This is a genomic window from Legionella sp. PATHC032 (genome assembly GCF_026191185.1).
Lineage (GTDB): Bacteria > Pseudomonadota > Gammaproteobacteria > Legionellales > Legionellaceae > Legionella.
This window is the reverse complement of sequence record NZ_JAPHOV010000001.1, coordinates 2,186,236-2,201,705: the sequence shown is the minus strand read 5'-3', so window position 1 is coordinate 2,201,705 and position 15,470 is coordinate 2,186,236. Positions and strand designations below refer to the sequence as shown.

The following is a 15,470-nucleotide window of genomic DNA, read 5'->3' as shown; positions in this document are numbered from 1 at the left end:
ATTTTTGTGGCTTATCAAATACTCATTTCCTACAGCGGCTTCAAGTTCTTCCATTAAACTCATTTGATGTACCTTTTATTAAACTTTGATAGCCATTGTACAAATAAAATTCTTATAGGTATAGCCAAAAAAAGTATTTGCACTGATATGCTCATTATGATGTAATAAATACTCGAAACGAGTATTTTGATGTAAGTATTACAGGAGTTGAGATGATCAAATATTTTATTGAGCAGAAGTTATTTATTATAAAGGTTAGGCTATATTCACAAACCCAGTGCGTTAAATTTCTATCACATAATTTTAGAAATCGATCTAAATTAAAGTGCCAACATCAGACATCTGATTTTACTCAAAAGCTATCCATTAATTACTTTTATCAAGCGTAAGGATTGCCTTATGAAAACAATGAATATTTTGCAGGCCTCACAATTTTTAGGTGTACATAAAGAAAGCCTTAGGCGCATGGCTGCGAATGGCCAGCTACCAGGCGTCAAAATTGGCCGAAGATGGATATTTATAGAACAAGATCTTGTGATGCATATTAGAAACAAGTACTCTACTTGCGACGCTTCGCAGGGTGCTTATGTTAGGAGTAATAAAGAATGGCACTCTACAAAAGAGATGGAGTTTGGTGGCTTGATATCAGGCACCAAGGAAAAAGAGTACGCAAAAGTACTGGGACTGAAATAAGAGAAGATGCGCTGCGGTTACATGATCAACTGAAGCATGAATTGTGGCAAACCGATAAAATTAAGTCATTGCCGAATAGAACCTGGATGGATGCGGTATTGAGGTGGATTGATGAATCGTCTCATAAGCGTAGTCTGGAAACAGATAAATACCATCTGGCATGGTTAGATTCCTTTTTAAGAGCAAAAAAACTTTCTGATATTGACAGAGATTTAATTGAGTTTATTGCTAAGAAGAAGGAAGCAGAGCATGTTTCCTTAACCACTGTTAATAGGGTTTTGGAATTGGTTCGTGCAATTTTAAATCGCGCTCATAAAGAGTGGGGTTGGCTTGATAAGACTCCTATTATTAGGATGCGAAAAATTGAGAATAAACGCATCCGTTGGTTAACGAAGGAAGAAGCTAATTTGCTTTTGAAAGAATTACCTCCTCATTTAGAGGCAATGGCTTCTTTCACATTAGCAACAGGTCTTAGAGAGTCTAATGTAACGCAATTGAAATGGAGCGAAATAAATTTAGATAAAAAGCATGCGCTCATACATGCTGATGAATCTAAATCCAAGCGCCCCATACCAGTACCGTTAAACAAACAAGCAATCTCAATTTTAAAAGCACAGCAGGGAAGGAATTCAACGTATGTATTTACATACAATGGAAATCCGGTAACTCGTTGTAATAACCACGCTTGGCAAAAGGCATTAATACGTGCAGGTATTAATGATTTTCGTTGGCATGATTTACGCCATACTTGGGCAAGTTGGCATGTGCAAAATGGTACACCTTTACATGAGCTACAACAACTCGGTGGGTGGTCTAATTATGAAATGGTGTTGCGGTATGCACACCTTTCAAGTGCACATCTCAGAGCTGCGGCTGAACGTGTTTAGACACGTTTTGGTCACAGTAACTTGGTTTTTTGGACACAAACTAGAGCTAAGTGCTTGATTTTAAATGGCGCGCTCGGAGGGACTCGAACCCCCGACACCTTGGTTCGAAGCCAAGTACTCTATCCAGCTGAGCTACGAGCGCAATGGGGTGTGGATGATCATTTTATATTTCTGGTCTGTCTGATACAGGAGGGAGACCAGAATGGTGGGCCGTATAGGATTCGAACCTATGACACAGAGGTTAAAAGCCTCCTGCTCTACCACCTGAGCTAACGGCCCTTTCAGGGTATAACCAGCAAAATACAATAGTTGATGGTATAAGTTTATTAAAAACTGGTGGGCCGTATAGGATTCGAACCTATGACACAGAGGTTAAAAGCCTCCTGCTCTACCACCTGAGCTAACGGCCCTGAAGAGGCTGAAATCATACCGGATTAGAGCAGAATTTCAAGTCTTTTTAGAGATTATTTTTGTTTAACAAACAAGATGTGTTATTTATATGCTTTTTTCAAGCAAGATATTATTGTTCCTGGTAGTTAGATTATTTTCTGTAGCTAAAATTGACCAGTTTTGATCTTGAACTTTATCTTTGAGGGATTGTAAGTCTCTTTTATCGGCAAGAATTAATAATGTATCAGCTCCCAAAGCGCCACAGCCCTTTATTGCCAAGACTTCTGGATAAGATTTTATAGACTGGATAAGAGCTAGACTATGTTGATTCACCAGATTTAATTCTGACAGTTTTTGAGCATATAAGTTAATACATTGGATTAAATGATGGCTATGAGCTAAATCAAAAGCCTCTTTTGCTTTGACAACCAAGGAAGCCAGGTAATCTATTTGAGAAGGTAGGGTGGCTTCTTTAAGATGATGATGTGTTGCCAGTTTGTTGCCTGTGTGAATGATCAAGAACGATAAATCTTTAAATGGCCATGGGAAAGAATCAACCTGATTTTTTTGTTTATTAATGTAAACACAACCTTGCTGTGACTGAGCAATCACATCATAACCACTTGGCCTTAATCCAAAACCTGACCAGGACGATTGATAATAGGCCTCAAGCATATGGTTTAGTTGAGGGGGAATCTTTTGCAGTAAACAAGTTGCCAAATAACAGGCTAAAAATTGAGCACTGGATGCTCCCAGGCCACCTTGGCCTTGATAAGGATCTTGCCAGGATAGGCCAAAGGGAGGATACCAATTTTTTTGCCACCATAATCCAGCAGGTGACTCTGAATGAATTCCTTCTAATTTTGCATTGTCGGTTAATGTAAGAGTAAAATAAGGACTCGTCGTTAAGAGGATAGCCGGTTCTCCCGCAATGGCAGCGTATTCTCCTAATAAAAATGTTTTAGCGGGAATTTGCCATTTCATACTGCAACAGGGGCTTGTCGGATTTCAGCTAATAAGTCATAAGCGTTATTCAAGCTGACTCGTTTGTTTAAGTTAAGCCATTCTTGCAATTTTTCTTTTAGCACGGGCATTTCATTTTCATTGGCCCCTGCAACTAATAGCAAATTATCAATATGCAATTTCATATGCCCTTGAATGATTCCATCAGTGCATAAAGCTTTGAGTGCGCCAAGATTTTGCACTAGCCCAACTGCTGCAATAACTTGTGAGAGTTGATTGGCAGAAGTGATATCCATCATGCGTAAACACATTTTAGCCGTGGGGTGTAAAGAGGTTACGCCTCCAACAGTACCTACTATGATAGGAGCAGTTAATTCTCCTGTGAGTATTTCATTTTGATACCGCCAACGAGTGATCGCTTTGTATTGTCCAGAACGTGCCGCATAGGCGTGTATCCCAGCTTCCACAGCCCGCCAATCATTACCTGTAGCAATTAAAACCGGATCAATTCCATTCATAACCCCTTTATTATGGGTAGCAGCACGATAGGGGTCTATTTCTGCAAAGAGTGAGGCCTCTTGCAATTTTTGGCCGAGGATTGGGTCAATATTACGAATAATGACTTGAGCGGTCGTTAATTTTTGATCGTTTAAGTTGGATAAAATACACATGGTGACTTCTTCACCAGTTATTTGCTCTATGGGTTGTTTTAAATATTCAAGTACTTGATTGATGATATTGGCACCCATAGCGTCGCAGCTGTTCATCGCCAAATGAATTACTGCCATATCTTGCCCATCTTCTCTCTTTAAATGACGTACTAGCAAATCGGTAACACCGCCGCCTCGTTTGACCATATTGGCGGCAACGTCTTTATTCGCTATTTCTATAAAATATTGACGATTTTTATTAAAGAGATCAGAGAATCTTTGAAAATCCTTTACCTTTGCCAGTTGAATTTGTCCAAGAATACTTTCTCCATGAATCCATGTATTGATTTCACCATGTTGCCTAATCCATTTTGCTGATTTGGAGAGAGCGGCAATAATAGAGGTTTCCTCAACTGCCAAGGGTATTACATAATCACGTCCATCAATATTAAAATTAGTAGCCACACCCAATGGAAGCTGAAAATATCCAATCACATTTTCAATCAACTTGTCGGCCAGATTTAAATCTTTAATACCACCTTGTTTAAGAAATATTATGTCTTCATGAGTCAAGGCCCCTAAAGCACATAATCTTTGAAAGCGCTCTTCACGTGATAATTTTGAGAATCCTCGAAATAATTCACCAGCATTAGCAGCTATGGACATGCCTTCTCCTTTAAATCATCAAGAACCAGGCTGCCAGTACAAAACATAGCAGTTTTCAATTCATATTCAATTGTATCCATTTGGGTAAGTACTTGCCCGGTTGAATCCAAAGCCGCTTCAAGCATGGGTTTCGCGAAGCCGACTGTGGTAGCACCCAGCGCAAACAGTTTTGCGGCATCCAGACCATTTCTTACGCCGCCAGAACCCCAAATTTCGAAGGAAGGATTGAGGCTTATGGCATTATGAATGCTTTGCAAGGTATCAATTCCCCAATTTCGGAAAGTATCTGCAGTTCGGTGCCTTATCGGATCTTTGTTTGCCCGATGTCCTTCAATTCGCCCCCAATGCGTACCTCCCACACCACTGACATCAACAGCGGCAATACCTATATTATTTAACCGGAGCAGTGTACTTTTTGAAAAGCCACAACCAGTTTCTTTTATTATAACTGGAGAGGTAATCTTTTTGACTAATGCTTCCAATGCTGCCCAACACCCTTGAAAATTAGTTGTTCCTTCCGGTTGAATACACTCCTGTAATGGATTGCAATGAATAATTAATGCTTCAGCGTGTAAAGTATCAATTAAACGCTGGATTGCAGAAATTGGGGTGTCAATCAACTGAGCGATTCCCAGGTTACTGAACAGGCTGACCACAGGGAAATCACGACGGAGTGGTTCCCACTCAAACGCAGCTTGTTTGTCGGTTAATTCTCTTCGCTGTGAACCAACGCCCATTGCCCATTTTGTCATTGAGCAAGCTTCCATCAATCGATGGTTAATTTCTATAGCATTGGAATGGCCGGCTGTCATTGAACTGATAATAAATGGTTTTTCAACCGGTTTTTTAAACCGGGTGCTTTGTATGGAAATATCTTTAAAATCAAGATCAGGTAAGGCTTCATGTACCAAAGAAAAATGATCAAAGGGATTTAACTCGCTGCTTTGATTAGCTGGCATTAAGGCTAGTTCTATGTGATCGCGCTTACGCTGTTCAAATTGGCTGTATTCGTTTTGCATGCCTAAATTTACTTTTGAAAAATAGCATCAATTTTAGCATGAAATCATCAAATAGACTATTGTGTTTTTATTCTGCATAGTGTTTTAATTAGAAGCTTAATTTGGCTATGGGTTAACTAATATTCTTTCGTTTATTCGCTATTTTGATAATAAATTTAAGGTAATTATCATGAAATCTAAATTACAATACTATTTTTCTACAAACGAGAATGACGACGAATCATATATTGAAGAAGATGAGGGTGATGAATTCACACCAAATGGTGTACCATCACATGGGTGGACTGCATGGACCAGATTTTTTTGTCATCAAAACACGTCTCCAAAATATGTTGTTAAGCAACCTAAACCAGATAAAGTCCGTGCCTTGTCAGATCTTAGAGATCAAAAACTTAATAATGAATATAATAAAAGACGTTATCAGCATGAATTGGACGTGTGGAATTTGGTTCATCCAGGTAACAAAGCCTACTTATTTACAGATAACGGCATTCGATTGGTTCTCCCTTATTTACCTGGTAAAACTCTATTTTCTTTTATTAGCAGGGAAGAAGATCAGTTGACTTGGTGTCAACTAACACATGCAGTATTTTCTGAGTTTAAGCGTTTTACTGAACTTGGATTGAAGCACTGCGATGTTAAATATGATAATTTTTTGATAGAAAGAAAGCAAGATGGTACCTTTAGAGCCTATATAATTGATCTCGATTCAGTAGGCAAGCTTAATCCTAATGATCATGATTATGATTGGAATATTGTCCTTGCATTTCTATTTGACGACACTGGCCTAAAAAGTCCCGATGTTTGTCCACCTGGTTATATTGCTTTGAAATCAATTGATACCCCTGTAGAAAATGAATTTGAAGCACGCTCAAAACTGGATGGAATAAAAAAAGAACTATCCCAAAAAAAACCTACTTTGATAAGAATCAAGAGTTGTTTGCAAAATGAGTTGTATTATTATTTTGTTTACGGATGTTTGTATAATGGGCAATGGGGGTTTACTAAACTCGATGAGAATATCATTAGTTCAGTGAATCTATCTAATTTTTCTGGATCGTTAACTGATCGCTCGGCCGCTTGTGTTATTGGCAATCATATTAAATCAAAACAAGGTCACATTAGTTACAGACTTGACCTTTATATCAATTGCTTGAATGAGAAAATAACTGAACTTACTTTACTCAAATCTCAAAATGGACCTAATAAGCATAACCTCCAATTATAAATGGATCCTGTTGCTATCATGTCAATATTACAGCTTGCATCTTTGTCCATATTACAGTAAACCTATCATCGTAGGTCAACAGTAGACTATTGCTTACCAGCGGTAATAGTAATAAGGTCTGTAGTAAGGTCGATAATAAGGTCTGTAATAAGGATATCCCCAACGATAGTAATATGGCCTGTAATAGTATCCGCGATAGTAATATGGACCCCAATATCGATAGCGTACCCAGTAAGCAACTTGAGTCGGATTGGCTTTATTAATTATCGGATTGATGTCTCTGTTAACCGCTTTTGCATTGGCAGGAGTGACTAAAATCAAAGCAACAATCAAAAGGGTAAAAGCTAGCGCCAGTTTTAGTAAAGAGGTCCCTTTAAAGATAAAACTTTCCATTATTTTACTCCTTAAAGCGTATTCTACTTAAGTATAGACTACAGGGGATTTTTTGATTATTTTTTGAGCAAAATGATTGCTGGAAATGAGTATAAATTTTATTGAGGCAGTAAGTGATTTATTATGGCTAATGATTAAAAAAATGCCCGAGCCTTTTGGCTGCAGCACGTTCCTCAAGGCTCTCCATCTTATTGCGTTCCAAGGTTGTTTTAAATAGTCGCTGCGATTCGGGATGAAAATTCATATTGCGAATTACATGTTCTGGTTTAAGCAAGGTATCGGGTAATTGATAACTGAATTGATTCTTTTTATGCAATTGTTGATAAAGAGAGTTACTTAAGCCTAAGCCATGTTGTAGTGCTTGGTAGAAACGGGATATGGGCCCCTGTAACGCGGCAATATGGTCATAAACTATGCCTGGTTGTGGAGCTCCCCCAATGTTTTCAAGAGCCAGCTTTAATTCATCAAGTTTTGCCATAAATAATTTTTGCTTATTCAAAACCTTAACCAGGGTATCTATCGGTTTGCATTGCCTGGCCTGTTGAAGTGATTTCTTTTTGTCCTGAGACTCTTTAAGTTGCTTTTGGGCAATAACACGTAACAACGAATCTACCAAATGATTAAGCATCGACAGAATTTGTTTTAATTCATCTGTTCCCAGAGCAAAGGCCAATCGCTCAATATTGAATTCAAAAGAATGCTTGGCTTCTATCCCTAATAACTGAAGCAGGTATTGTTGTAAATTACCTAACTGGCTTAAGGCATTTTGTGTATCCAGCCTGTATTGCAAAACCAAAATGAGAGATTTGAGTGAGTCTAACTCATCAGAGTCGAATTCTTCCGGCAGTTCTTTTTTCTGTTGTAAAGATTCCAGGAGCCGATTAGATTGAATAAGTTCTGTTTCCGCTTGCTTGATGAGGTTAGTCTGGATTTCAATTAATGTTTCATTCATGAAGATAACCTGATGATAAAAGAGCACTGCCTATATTATTATGATACCATGAATCGTAATGTTTTGCGGTCTTGTGGTATTTTGTATTATTCTAGGAAAATTCAATAAAAGAAATAACTATGGAACAGACTAGCGCACAAATTGTTTTCGAGCAAAAGAATGCAACATACCAGTGTTGTGGTTCCTGGTCTGTTTTATCACTTGATGGATTACCTAAAAAATTTGGCGAAAGCCCATTGCCTGATTCGCAAAAAATAACTATAAACGGTGAAAAAATAAGTGCCTTTGATAGTGCCGGGGCTTTGGCATTAAAGAAATGCGTAGATGAGCTTAAAAAAAGAAATAACCAGGTTGAATTAATCAATTTTTCCGACAGCCAACAGCAAATGCTGGAACTCATAGAATCCAAACAGGAGATTCTTTCCTACCAATTACCTGTTGTTTCTAAAGAGGGCATACTTTATCAGATTGGTAAGGAGTCAGAAAATAAATTGCATCAGGTTGATGGGTTGATTATTTTGATTGGAGATTTAAGCACAAGGCTTTTCGAAGCGTTTGCTTATTGGCGGCGATTTCATTTACCCAGTATTGTTTCTGTTATTGATTCTGCCGGGCTAAAAGCATTGCCTATCATTGGCTTGTTGTCTTTTTTGATAGGAGTCGTTTTAGCTTATCAAATGGGTTTACAATTAGAAACTTATGGTGCCAATATTTTTATTGCTTATTTATCTGGCATGGCAATTTTTCGGGAATTTGGCCCTTTAATTACAGCAATTATTGTAGCGGGGAGAACCAGTTCATCATTCACAGCTCAAATCGGCAGTATGAAGATTAATGAAGAAGTAGATGCGATCTTGACCATGGGGCTTTCTCCTACTGAATTATTAGTCTTACCAAAAGTATTGGGTTTATTAATAGTGTTTCCTTTGTTAATTTTTTGGGCAGATATCTTTAGCATTTGGGGGGCAATGATCATGTCCAAAAATATGTTAAACATCGGTTTCGAAGATTTTTTAACTCGCTTGAGAGATTCCGTAGGACTTAACCAAATGATGCTGGGTTTATATAAAGCTCCTGCCTTCTCAATATTAATTGCTTTAGTGGGTTGTTTTCAGGGGTTTAGAGTAGAATCAAGTGCTGATAGTATAGGAAGCCAAACAACCAAAAGTGTTGTGCAAGCTTTATTCTTAATTATTATTGCTGACGCTGCTTTCTCCATAGCTTATAGCTGGATGGGTTTATAAATGAGCGAACCAGTCATTGAAATCAAGGGAATGAAAAATTGCCTTGGCGGTCAATGGGTGCACACCGATATTAATCTCACCGTAGAGAGAGGAGAAATCCTGGCTATTATAGGTGGCTCTGGAAGTGGCAAAACCACTATATTACGCAGTTTGCTGATGTTATTGAAACCTTCTGCGGGTAGTATTAAAGTATTCGGTGAAGAAATTTATAATCTTGATGCGGAGCAAGCTTTTAAGCTTAGGCGCCGATGGGGTATGTTATTTCAACACAGTGCTTTATTTTCAGCCATGACCGTTCTCGAGAATGTGATGTTCCCAATGAGAGAATTCACTACTTTAGATCAGGATTTTATGAAAGAACTGGCACTTTTAAAAATAACTTTGGTAGGCTTATCTAAGGAAGCGGCTGTGAAATATCCTTCCGAGTTAAGCGGGGGGATGCAGAGAAGAGCTGCTGCGGCAAGAGCTATTGCAATGGATCCAGAGTTATTATTTCTGGATGAGCCTACAACAGGTTTGGATCCCAGGGGAGCCAGACTTTTTGATGATTTGGTTGTTTTTTTAAGAGATGCGTTAAATTTGACAATAGTTATGGTGAGTCATGATATAGAGTCTTTGAAAAGAACAACGGATCGAGTGGCATTTGTAGGTGATGGGAAGATTCTTAGTGTTGAACCCATTAATGAATTGATGAAAAATAAAAACCCGCTAATTGCTGAATACTTTAGCAAATTCTAAGAAATACTATAACAGAGGGGACAATTTACTTGGAATCTAAAACCAACTACACCATAGTAGGCCTCATTGTACTTATTCTGACAGCCGGTCTATTATCCGCGGGTTTATGGCTCTCAGTCGGATTTAACCAGAAAGAGTATACTTCCTATACTGTGTATCTCAAGGAGTCTGTTTCTGGCCTCAGTGTCGAATCGCCTGTTAAATTTAATGGGGTTCAGGTTGGTTATGTCAAGGAAATTAAACTCAATAAAAATGATCCCAGGCAAGTGGAATTATTGTTAAATATCGAAAAGAGTACGCCAATAACAACCAGTACTTCTGCAACCTTAATTACACAAGGTATTACAGGCGTCACTTATGTTGGGTTATCTGCTGGTTCATCCGATTTGACTCCTTTACGAAAAATGCCGGGAGAGCCCTATCCTGTAATTCCCTCCAAACCGTCTCTTCTGAATCAGTTGGATGCTGTTTTAAAAGAGGTTGCTGAGAATGTAGGTGCGGTGAGTGAAAAGGCACAACTTATCTTTAATGAAGAAAACGCTGACAATGTGAGAAAATCATTGGCTAATATAGAACGTATTACAGAAATAATTGCCGACAATGGTCAATCAATCAATAGTTCTTTAAGTAATTTTGACGTATTTGTAGCTAATATGGCGAAGGCAAGCAAACAATTCCCTCAGTTGATAAAAGATTTAAAAACAGGTATTTCAAAATTCAAATCTTTGGCTGACAATATGAGTGCTGCGGGTAAGGATGTTTCAAAAACGATGATAGCGGGTAAGAATACTATCGATCAAATTTCCCAACAGGCCATACCTCCAGCAGTAATTTTATTGCGACGCTTGAATGCCATTTCTGCGAACCTTGAAAAGGTCAGTAATGAAATGAGACAAAACCCTTCTGTGATTATTCGAGGTACGAAAGCACCTAAACTTGGGCCAGGGGAATAAAATATGAAAGTTCTCAGTAGTGTTTGTTTTATACTAGGAATATTAACACTGATGAGTTGTTCACCTGTTAAAGTCCCAGTGACCAACGAATATCAATTAACAGCATACAGTACCAAGCAATTGACCAGGAAACCCAGGCCCATCACAATGCAAGTTACATTGCCTGAAGCGGTAGCAGGATATCAGACCGAAGAAATGCTTTACATGAAGAAACCTTTTAAATTGGAGCCATTTGTAAAAAACGCGTGGACTTCACCTCCCGCAGATATGCTTTTTCCTTTATTAGTACAAAGTCTACAGAGTTCCGGGTATTTTTATGCCGTCACATCGAGTCCTTATAGTGAAGAAGCAGATTATCGATTAGATACTCAACTATTGAAGTTAGAGCAAAATTTTATCAAGAAACCTAGTGTTCTTGAATTTTCTGCAAAAATAGTACTAACCCATATTAGTGATAATCAAATTATAGGCTCGCGAATTGTTAGCCTGCAAATACCCTGTTCACAAGATACTCCTTATGGCGGAGTTATTGCCGCGAACCAGGCTACATTTCGATTTACTGCAACGGCAACAGACTTTGTTGTATCGCATATTAAACGTGATTAGGAATAGCCAAAAAATAAAAAGAATTGTACAATGGCTCTCCATGATTATCATGTGTAATTTCTAAAATAATAAGAAGAGTTTAAGGAGATTGTGGAATGAAAGCCGGATCGTTTTATAAACTGGGACTGCTTGTAGCAAGCGCTGTATTGGTTGCAGCCTGTTCTAAAACCCCAGGCAGTGCGGATGGTGGTGCTGCTGTAGGTGATGGTGATGCTACTGCTCAAGGTTTGGGGCAAATGACTCACTTTGCTGGACAAGAGCCTGGTGAATCTTATACAACGCAGGCACCGCATAATCAATTGTATTTGTTTGCATATGATGACAGCACTTTGGCATCAAAATATTTACCTTCAGTGAACGCGCAGGCAGAATATTTAAAGACTCACCCAGGTGCTCGAGTGATGATAGCAGGACATACTGATGAGCGTGGTAGTCGTGAATATAACGTTGCTCTTGGTGAGCGTCGTGCTGATACTGTAGCTGAAATTTTGCGTATGGCAGGTGTTAGCAGACAACAAATTCGTGTAGTTAGCTATGGCAAAGAGCGCCCAGCTAATTATGGCCATGATGAAGCGTCGCATGCGCAGAATCGACGCGTAGAGTTTATTTATGAGGCAACAAGATGATTAATTGCAAAAAATCCATTATCACCGTATGTTTTGTACTGATGCTTCCTTTCGCCCTATGGGCGGAAGCGCCAGTAATAGATGATAGTGAAAATTTTGCAATGATTGATAGGCAAGAGGAGCATGATGCTCCTCTTGTCAATCCCAAGTACGATGAACCTCAAATTGAGAATGCCGAGTTGGATGGGCTTCAAAACGATAATTATGCAACCGATACTTCTCAACCTTATGATGAACCCGCACTTGTCAAAGACGATCAAAAAAGTATCAACGACAGTGCAAAGTTAATTGATAAAATTCAGCAACTTCAAAAGGAAATACAAGAGTTACGTGGCCAGCTTGAAGTACAGGCGCACGATTTAAAATTATTACAGCAGCAGCAAGTAGCTTTCTACAAGGATTTGGATTCTCGACTATCCAATTCTTCAACTTCGGCAAAAACTATTCAAAATGATAAACCAGCAACAGATATTTCATTAGGATCTAGTTCTCCAGCAACTTTAAAAGCGACTTCTCCTCAAATCAAAGCAGGATCATCTAATAATAGTAAACCACAGCCTGTTATTGCTGTTTCCAGGGCTAATCCTGCAGATGAACAGATAAGCTACCTGGCTGCCTACGAGTTAGTTAAAAACAAACGCTATGATGAAGCGATTAAGTCTATGCAGACTTTTGTGCAAAAATATCCCAGAGGTGGTTATACTGCCAATGCAGAATATTGGTTAGGTGAATTATATCTCGTTAAAAAAGATTATTCTAAAGCAATAGAACATTTTGAGATTGTTTTGCAGCAATATCCTTCATCCAGCAAGGCTGCTGCCAGTTTGTTAAAATCTGGTTATGCTTATGCTGGGAAAGGTGACAAACAAGAAGCCAAAAAGCGTTTTCAACAAGTCGTTAAAACATATCCTGATACGCCAACAGCACAACTAGCCAGCTCTAAATTGGAAGCAATTAATGCTTTATGAAACGATTTAATGAACAATTAAGAATTACGGAGATTTTTCATTCATTGCAAGGAGAATCAGTAACAGTAGGCTTACCTACTGTATTTGTTCGTCTGACTGGTTGTCCATTGCGATGTCAGTATTGTGATACGGCTTATGCTTTTTCAGGAGGTGAAGTCGTTGAAATAGATGATATTTTGAATAAAGTCGCTTCCTATCAATGCCAACATGTTTGTGTTACTGGTGGTGAACCACTAGCTCAACCTGGCTGTATCCCTTTATTAAGTAAACTTTGTGATGCGGGGTACTTTGTTTCTTTGGAAACCAGTGGCGCCAGAGATATAGCCTGTGTAGATCAACGAGTTATGATCATCATGGACTTAAAAACTCCCGATTCCAGGGAGGCTGATAAAAACTTGCTGTCCAATTTGAATTTTCTGAAACCCACTGATCAGATTAAGTTTGTATTATGCAGCCGAAATGATTATGAATGGGCGTGTAGTATACTAAGTGAATATCAGTTAGCTGAACGGGCACAACTCTTATTTTCTCCAAGTTGGAATCAGCTAAATCCTACTGATCTTGCAAATTGGATAATTCAGGATAAATTACCAGTTCGTTTTCAACTACAATTACATAAGATTTTATGGAATGATGCACCTGGTCATTGACCTCAAGGAGACTAACTATGCATTGGTTTGCTCAGGCACCAGCTAATATTGCTTTGATCAAATATATGGGTAAAAAAGATGAAGATTCCAATTTACCTGATAATTCTTCTCTATCTTACACCTTGAGTAATTTATTAAGTTCTGTGAAATTAGAGAAATTACCAACTAAAAAAGACATTTGGGAGCCGCTTGGTATTCCTGGAGCACCAGAATTCAACCTGTCAGCTGAGGCGCAAAAACGCTTTATTGATCATTTAATACGATTGAAAGAGTATTTTGGATATATTGGTGGATTTTTAATTCAATCCAGTAATAATTTCCCTCATAGTAGTGGTTTAGCGAGCTCTGCTTCCAGTTTTGCTGCCTTAACAAAGTGTGCGTCAATTGCATTAAGTGAACTTACTCAAAAACCTTTGCCTTCTATTGATGAGCAAGCACAATTGAGTCGATTAGGTTCGGGGTCGTCTTGTCGTTCTTTTTATGCGCCATGGGCGTTATGGACGGGAGATAAAGTCTCTGCAATTGATTTGCCTTATAAAGATTTATTACACCAAGTCATAGTAATTAGCAGCCAGGAAAAAGAAATACCGTCCAGGGTGGCGCATAAGCTGGTTAAAACAAGTCCTTTTTATGAAACGCGAAGTGAAAGGGCCGAGGCAAATTTGAAATTATTACTGAACGCTTTTGAAAATAAAGATTGGACGAGTATATACCAAATTTGCTGGCATGAATTTCTCGACATGCATCAATTATTTAAAACCTGTGAAAAACCATTTTCTTACATAACAGATAATACCTTACATATATTGAATGTTATTGAAAAATTTTGGAACGAGAAAGGCGATGGCCCTGTAGTGACTATGGATGCCGGTCCTAATGTTCATTTGCTTTATAGATCAGATCAAATAGATCTCGCACGACAATTTAAATCGGATTATTTGGTAGGAAACTATGATGTTTTATGATTTTGAAACCACCACTTTTGGCAAGTGGATTTTAGCAGGTGAGCATGCAGTAGTAAGAGGACATGAAGCTTTAGTATTTCCTATTAAAGAGCGGCAATTAACTTTGAAATATAACCCTTCCTCTCCGTCCTTGAGCGCAGAATTTAAAGGCAGTAATGGTTCTGATATGCATTTATTATTTTGGAGTGTATTAGAGCGCGGTATGCATTTATTAGGGCGTTCACTGAATGAATTAGGTGGTCATTTTTATTTGGAAACCAATATTCCTGTTGGAGTCGGCATGGGTGCTTCGGCGGCGCTTTGTGTTGCAATGAGTCGGTGGTATTGCACGCAGAAAATGATACAAGATAATCAATGCAGTGAATTCGCCAAACAATTAGAACATCTGTTTCATGGTAAAAGCAGCGGTTTGGATGTAGCTGGTGTAGCCTCAGATACCGGAGTATATTTTAAGTCCGGGCTTTGTACTCCAGTAAAACAAACCATTTATCCCTATTGGTATTTATCCTCTTGCAATCAAATTGGCATTACTTCTCATTGTATACAGCAAGTTGAATATTTATGGGATAAAAATCCAGAGCTTGCTCACCAAGTGGATAGGCAAATGGTAGAGGCTGTTCAGGAAGCAAAAGCTGTTTTGGAAGAGGGGGGAGGCAATGCTTTAAATCGTTTGGCAAAAGCGATAAATAAAGCGGCAGATTGTTTTTTACAATGGGGTTTGGTTAGTGAAAGCTTACAACAACATATGAATCATTTGTTTGCTGATGGTGCAATTGCTGTTAAGCCAACTGGTTCAGGTGGTGGAGGGTTTGTATTAAGCCTTTGGGATAAAATTCCTTCATCGCATATAGAGTTGATTCCGGTCTAGCCTCTTTTGAA

17 protein-coding genes and 3 tRNA genes are annotated in these 15,470 nt (G+C 38.5%); 12 read left to right on the top strand and 8 right to left on the bottom strand.

What is annotated here, in order from left to right; all coding sequences use genetic code 11:
- Positions 1–399: 399 nt before the first annotated feature.
- Positions 400–693, top strand: a complete 294-nt coding sequence (locus OQJ02_RS09905) for a helix-turn-helix domain-containing protein (RefSeq protein WP_040148067.1) — start codon at positions 400–402, stop codon at positions 691–693.
- Positions 606–1,580: a tyrosine-type recombinase/integrase gene (locus OQJ02_RS09900; RefSeq protein ID WP_015444326.1), complete on the top strand. Its 975-nt coding sequence runs from the start codon at positions 606–608 to the stop codon at positions 1,578–1,580. Before OQJ02_RS09905 ends, OQJ02_RS09900 begins: the two co-directional genes overlap by 88 nt.
- Positions 1,581–1,645: 65 nt before the next feature.
- Here OQJ02_RS09900 and OQJ02_RS09895 read toward each other — a convergent pair.
- From OQJ02_RS09895 to fni, 6 genes are all read right to left on the bottom strand, one after another.
- Positions 1,646–1,722, bottom strand: a tRNA-Arg gene (locus tag OQJ02_RS09895).
- Between the two features lie 61 nt (positions 1,723–1,783).
- Positions 1,784–1,859, bottom strand: a tRNA-Lys gene (locus tag OQJ02_RS09890).
- A gap of 55 nt (positions 1,860–1,914) precedes the next feature.
- A tRNA-Lys gene (locus OQJ02_RS09885) sits at positions 1,915–1,990 on the bottom strand.
- A gap of 85 nt (positions 1,991–2,075) precedes the next feature.
- Positions 2,076–2,954 carry a mevalonate kinase gene (locus OQJ02_RS09880; RefSeq protein ID WP_265719003.1) on the bottom strand — a complete coding sequence of 293 codons (879 nt, stop codon included), beginning with the start codon at positions 2,952–2,954 and terminating at the stop codon, positions 2,076–2,078.
- Positions 2,951–4,249, bottom strand: coding sequence for a hydroxymethylglutaryl-CoA reductase, degradative (locus OQJ02_RS09875; protein ID WP_265719002.1), 1,299 nt, complete (start codon positions 4,247–4,249; stop codon positions 2,951–2,953). The genes OQJ02_RS09880 and OQJ02_RS09875 overlap by 4 nt, the downstream gene beginning before the upstream one ends.
- Positions 4,240–5,268 carry a type 2 isopentenyl-diphosphate Delta-isomerase gene (gene fni, locus OQJ02_RS09870; protein WP_265719001.1) on the bottom strand — a complete coding sequence of 343 codons (1,029 nt, stop codon included), beginning with the start codon at positions 5,266–5,268 and terminating at the stop codon, positions 4,240–4,242. Before fni ends, OQJ02_RS09875 begins: the two co-directional genes overlap by 10 nt.
- Positions 5,269–5,437: 169 nt before the next feature.
- Here fni and OQJ02_RS09865 point away from each other — a divergent pair, with 169 nt between their 5' ends.
- Positions 5,438–6,496, top strand: coding sequence for a hypothetical protein (locus OQJ02_RS09865; RefSeq protein WP_265719000.1), 1,059 nt, complete (start codon positions 5,438–5,440; stop codon positions 6,494–6,496).
- Positions 6,497–6,589: 93 nt separating this feature from the next.
- Here the strand turns inward: OQJ02_RS09865 and OQJ02_RS09860 are convergent, their stop codons facing one another.
- Positions 6,590–6,889, bottom strand: a complete 300-nt coding sequence (locus tag OQJ02_RS09860) for a hypothetical protein (protein ID WP_265718999.1) — start codon at positions 6,887–6,889, stop codon at positions 6,590–6,592.
- Positions 6,890–7,016: 127 nt separating this feature from the next.
- Positions 7,017–7,841, bottom strand: a complete 825-nt coding sequence (locus OQJ02_RS09855; RefSeq protein ID WP_265718998.1) for a hypothetical protein — start codon at positions 7,839–7,841, stop codon at positions 7,017–7,019.
- A 119-nt stretch (positions 7,842–7,960) separates the two neighbouring features.
- On the opposite strand from OQJ02_RS09855, the gene OQJ02_RS09850 reads away from it, so the two are divergent.
- The 9 genes from OQJ02_RS09850 to OQJ02_RS09810 all read left to right on the top strand — a co-directional run bounded on the left by OQJ02_RS09850 (position 7,961) and on the right by OQJ02_RS09810 (position 15,459).
- Positions 7,961–9,085: an MlaE family ABC transporter permease gene (locus tag OQJ02_RS09850; RefSeq protein WP_265718997.1), complete on the top strand. Its 1,125-nt coding sequence runs from the start codon at positions 7,961–7,963 to the stop codon at positions 9,083–9,085.
- Positions 9,086–9,823: an ABC transporter ATP-binding protein gene (locus tag OQJ02_RS09845; protein WP_265718996.1), complete on the top strand. Its 738-nt coding sequence runs from the start codon at positions 9,086–9,088 to the stop codon at positions 9,821–9,823.
- A gap of 29 nt (positions 9,824–9,852) precedes the next feature.
- Positions 9,853–10,776: an MlaD family protein gene (locus OQJ02_RS09840; protein WP_265718995.1), complete on the top strand. Its 924-nt coding sequence runs from the start codon at positions 9,853–9,855 to the stop codon at positions 10,774–10,776.
- A gap of 3 nt (positions 10,777–10,779) precedes the next feature.
- Positions 10,780–11,382, top strand: coding sequence for an ABC-type transport auxiliary lipoprotein family protein (locus OQJ02_RS09835; RefSeq protein WP_265718994.1), 603 nt, complete (start codon positions 10,780–10,782; stop codon positions 11,380–11,382).
- Positions 11,383–11,477: 95 nt separating this feature from the next.
- Positions 11,478–12,008 carry a peptidoglycan-associated lipoprotein Pal gene (gene pal / locus OQJ02_RS09830; protein ID WP_010947759.1) on the top strand — a complete coding sequence of 177 codons (531 nt, stop codon included), beginning with the start codon at positions 11,478–11,480 and terminating at the stop codon, positions 12,006–12,008.
- Complete coding sequence (gene ybgF / locus OQJ02_RS09825) at positions 12,005–12,976, top strand: tol-pal system protein YbgF (protein WP_265718993.1); 972 nt, start codon at positions 12,005–12,007, stop codon at positions 12,974–12,976. The genes pal and ybgF overlap by 4 nt, the downstream gene beginning before the upstream one ends.
- Positions 12,973–13,626 carry a 7-carboxy-7-deazaguanine synthase QueE gene (queE, locus tag OQJ02_RS09820; RefSeq protein ID WP_265718992.1) on the top strand — a complete coding sequence of 218 codons (654 nt, stop codon included), beginning with the start codon at positions 12,973–12,975 and terminating at the stop codon, positions 13,624–13,626. The genes ybgF and queE overlap by 4 nt, the downstream gene beginning before the upstream one ends.
- A 17-nt stretch (positions 13,627–13,643) precedes the next feature.
- On the top strand, positions 13,644–14,591 hold the full coding sequence (locus OQJ02_RS09815; RefSeq protein ID WP_265718991.1) for a diphosphomevalonate/mevalonate 3,5-bisphosphate decarboxylase family protein: 948 nt from the start codon (positions 13,644–13,646) through the stop codon (positions 14,589–14,591).
- On the top strand, positions 14,581–15,459 hold the full coding sequence (locus tag OQJ02_RS09810) for a mevalonate kinase (protein WP_265718990.1): 879 nt from the start codon (positions 14,581–14,583) through the stop codon (positions 15,457–15,459). Before OQJ02_RS09815 ends, OQJ02_RS09810 begins: the two co-directional genes overlap by 11 nt.
- The last annotated feature ends 11 nt before the right edge of the window (positions 15,460–15,470 follow it).

Excerpts from the sequence above, each read along its gene's own strand:
- OQJ02_RS09815 (WP_265718991.1), top strand. The coding sequence starts at position 13,644 with ATGCATTGGTTTGCTCAGGCACCAGCTAATATTGCTTTGATCAAATAT.
- fni (WP_265719001.1), bottom strand. The coding sequence starts at position 5,268 with ATGCAAAACGAATACAGCCAATTTGAACAGCGTAAGCGCGATCACATA.
- OQJ02_RS09845 (WP_265718996.1), top strand. The coding sequence starts at position 9,086 with ATGAGCGAACCAGTCATTGAAATCAAGGGAATGAAAAATTGCCTTGGC.
- OQJ02_RS09855 (WP_265718998.1), bottom strand. The coding sequence starts at position 7,841 with ATGAATGAAACATTAATTGAAATCCAGACTAACCTCATCAAGCAAGCG.
- OQJ02_RS09860 (WP_265718999.1), bottom strand. The coding sequence starts at position 6,889 with ATGGAAAGTTTTATCTTTAAAGGGACCTCTTTACTAAAACTGGCGCTA.
- OQJ02_RS09835 (WP_265718994.1), top strand. The coding sequence starts at position 10,780 with ATGAAAGTTCTCAGTAGTGTTTGTTTTATACTAGGAATATTAACACTG.
- OQJ02_RS09905 (WP_040148067.1), top strand. The coding sequence starts at position 400 with ATGAAAACAATGAATATTTTGCAGGCCTCACAATTTTTAGGTGTACAT.
- OQJ02_RS09850 (WP_265718997.1), top strand. The coding sequence starts at position 7,961 with ATGGAACAGACTAGCGCACAAATTGTTTTCGAGCAAAAGAATGCAACA.
- OQJ02_RS09875 (WP_265719002.1), bottom strand. The coding sequence starts at position 4,249 with ATGTCCATAGCTGCTAATGCTGGTGAATTATTTCGAGGATTCTCAAAA.
- OQJ02_RS09865 (WP_265719000.1), top strand. The coding sequence starts at position 5,438 with ATGAAATCTAAATTACAATACTATTTTTCTACAAACGAGAATGACGAC.
- queE (WP_265718992.1), top strand. The coding sequence starts at position 12,973 with ATGAAACGATTTAATGAACAATTAAGAATTACGGAGATTTTTCATTCA.
- ybgF (WP_265718993.1), top strand. The coding sequence starts at position 12,005 with ATGATTAATTGCAAAAAATCCATTATCACCGTATGTTTTGTACTGATG.
- OQJ02_RS09810 (WP_265718990.1), top strand. The coding sequence starts at position 14,581 with ATGTTTTATGATTTTGAAACCACCACTTTTGGCAAGTGGATTTTAGCA.
- pal (WP_010947759.1), top strand. The coding sequence starts at position 11,478 with ATGAAAGCCGGATCGTTTTATAAACTGGGACTGCTTGTAGCAAGCGCT.
- OQJ02_RS09880 (WP_265719003.1), bottom strand. The coding sequence starts at position 2,954 with ATGAAATGGCAAATTCCCGCTAAAACATTTTTATTAGGAGAATACGCT.
- OQJ02_RS09900 (WP_015444326.1), top strand. The coding sequence starts at position 606 with ATGGCACTCTACAAAAGAGATGGAGTTTGGTGGCTTGATATCAGGCAC.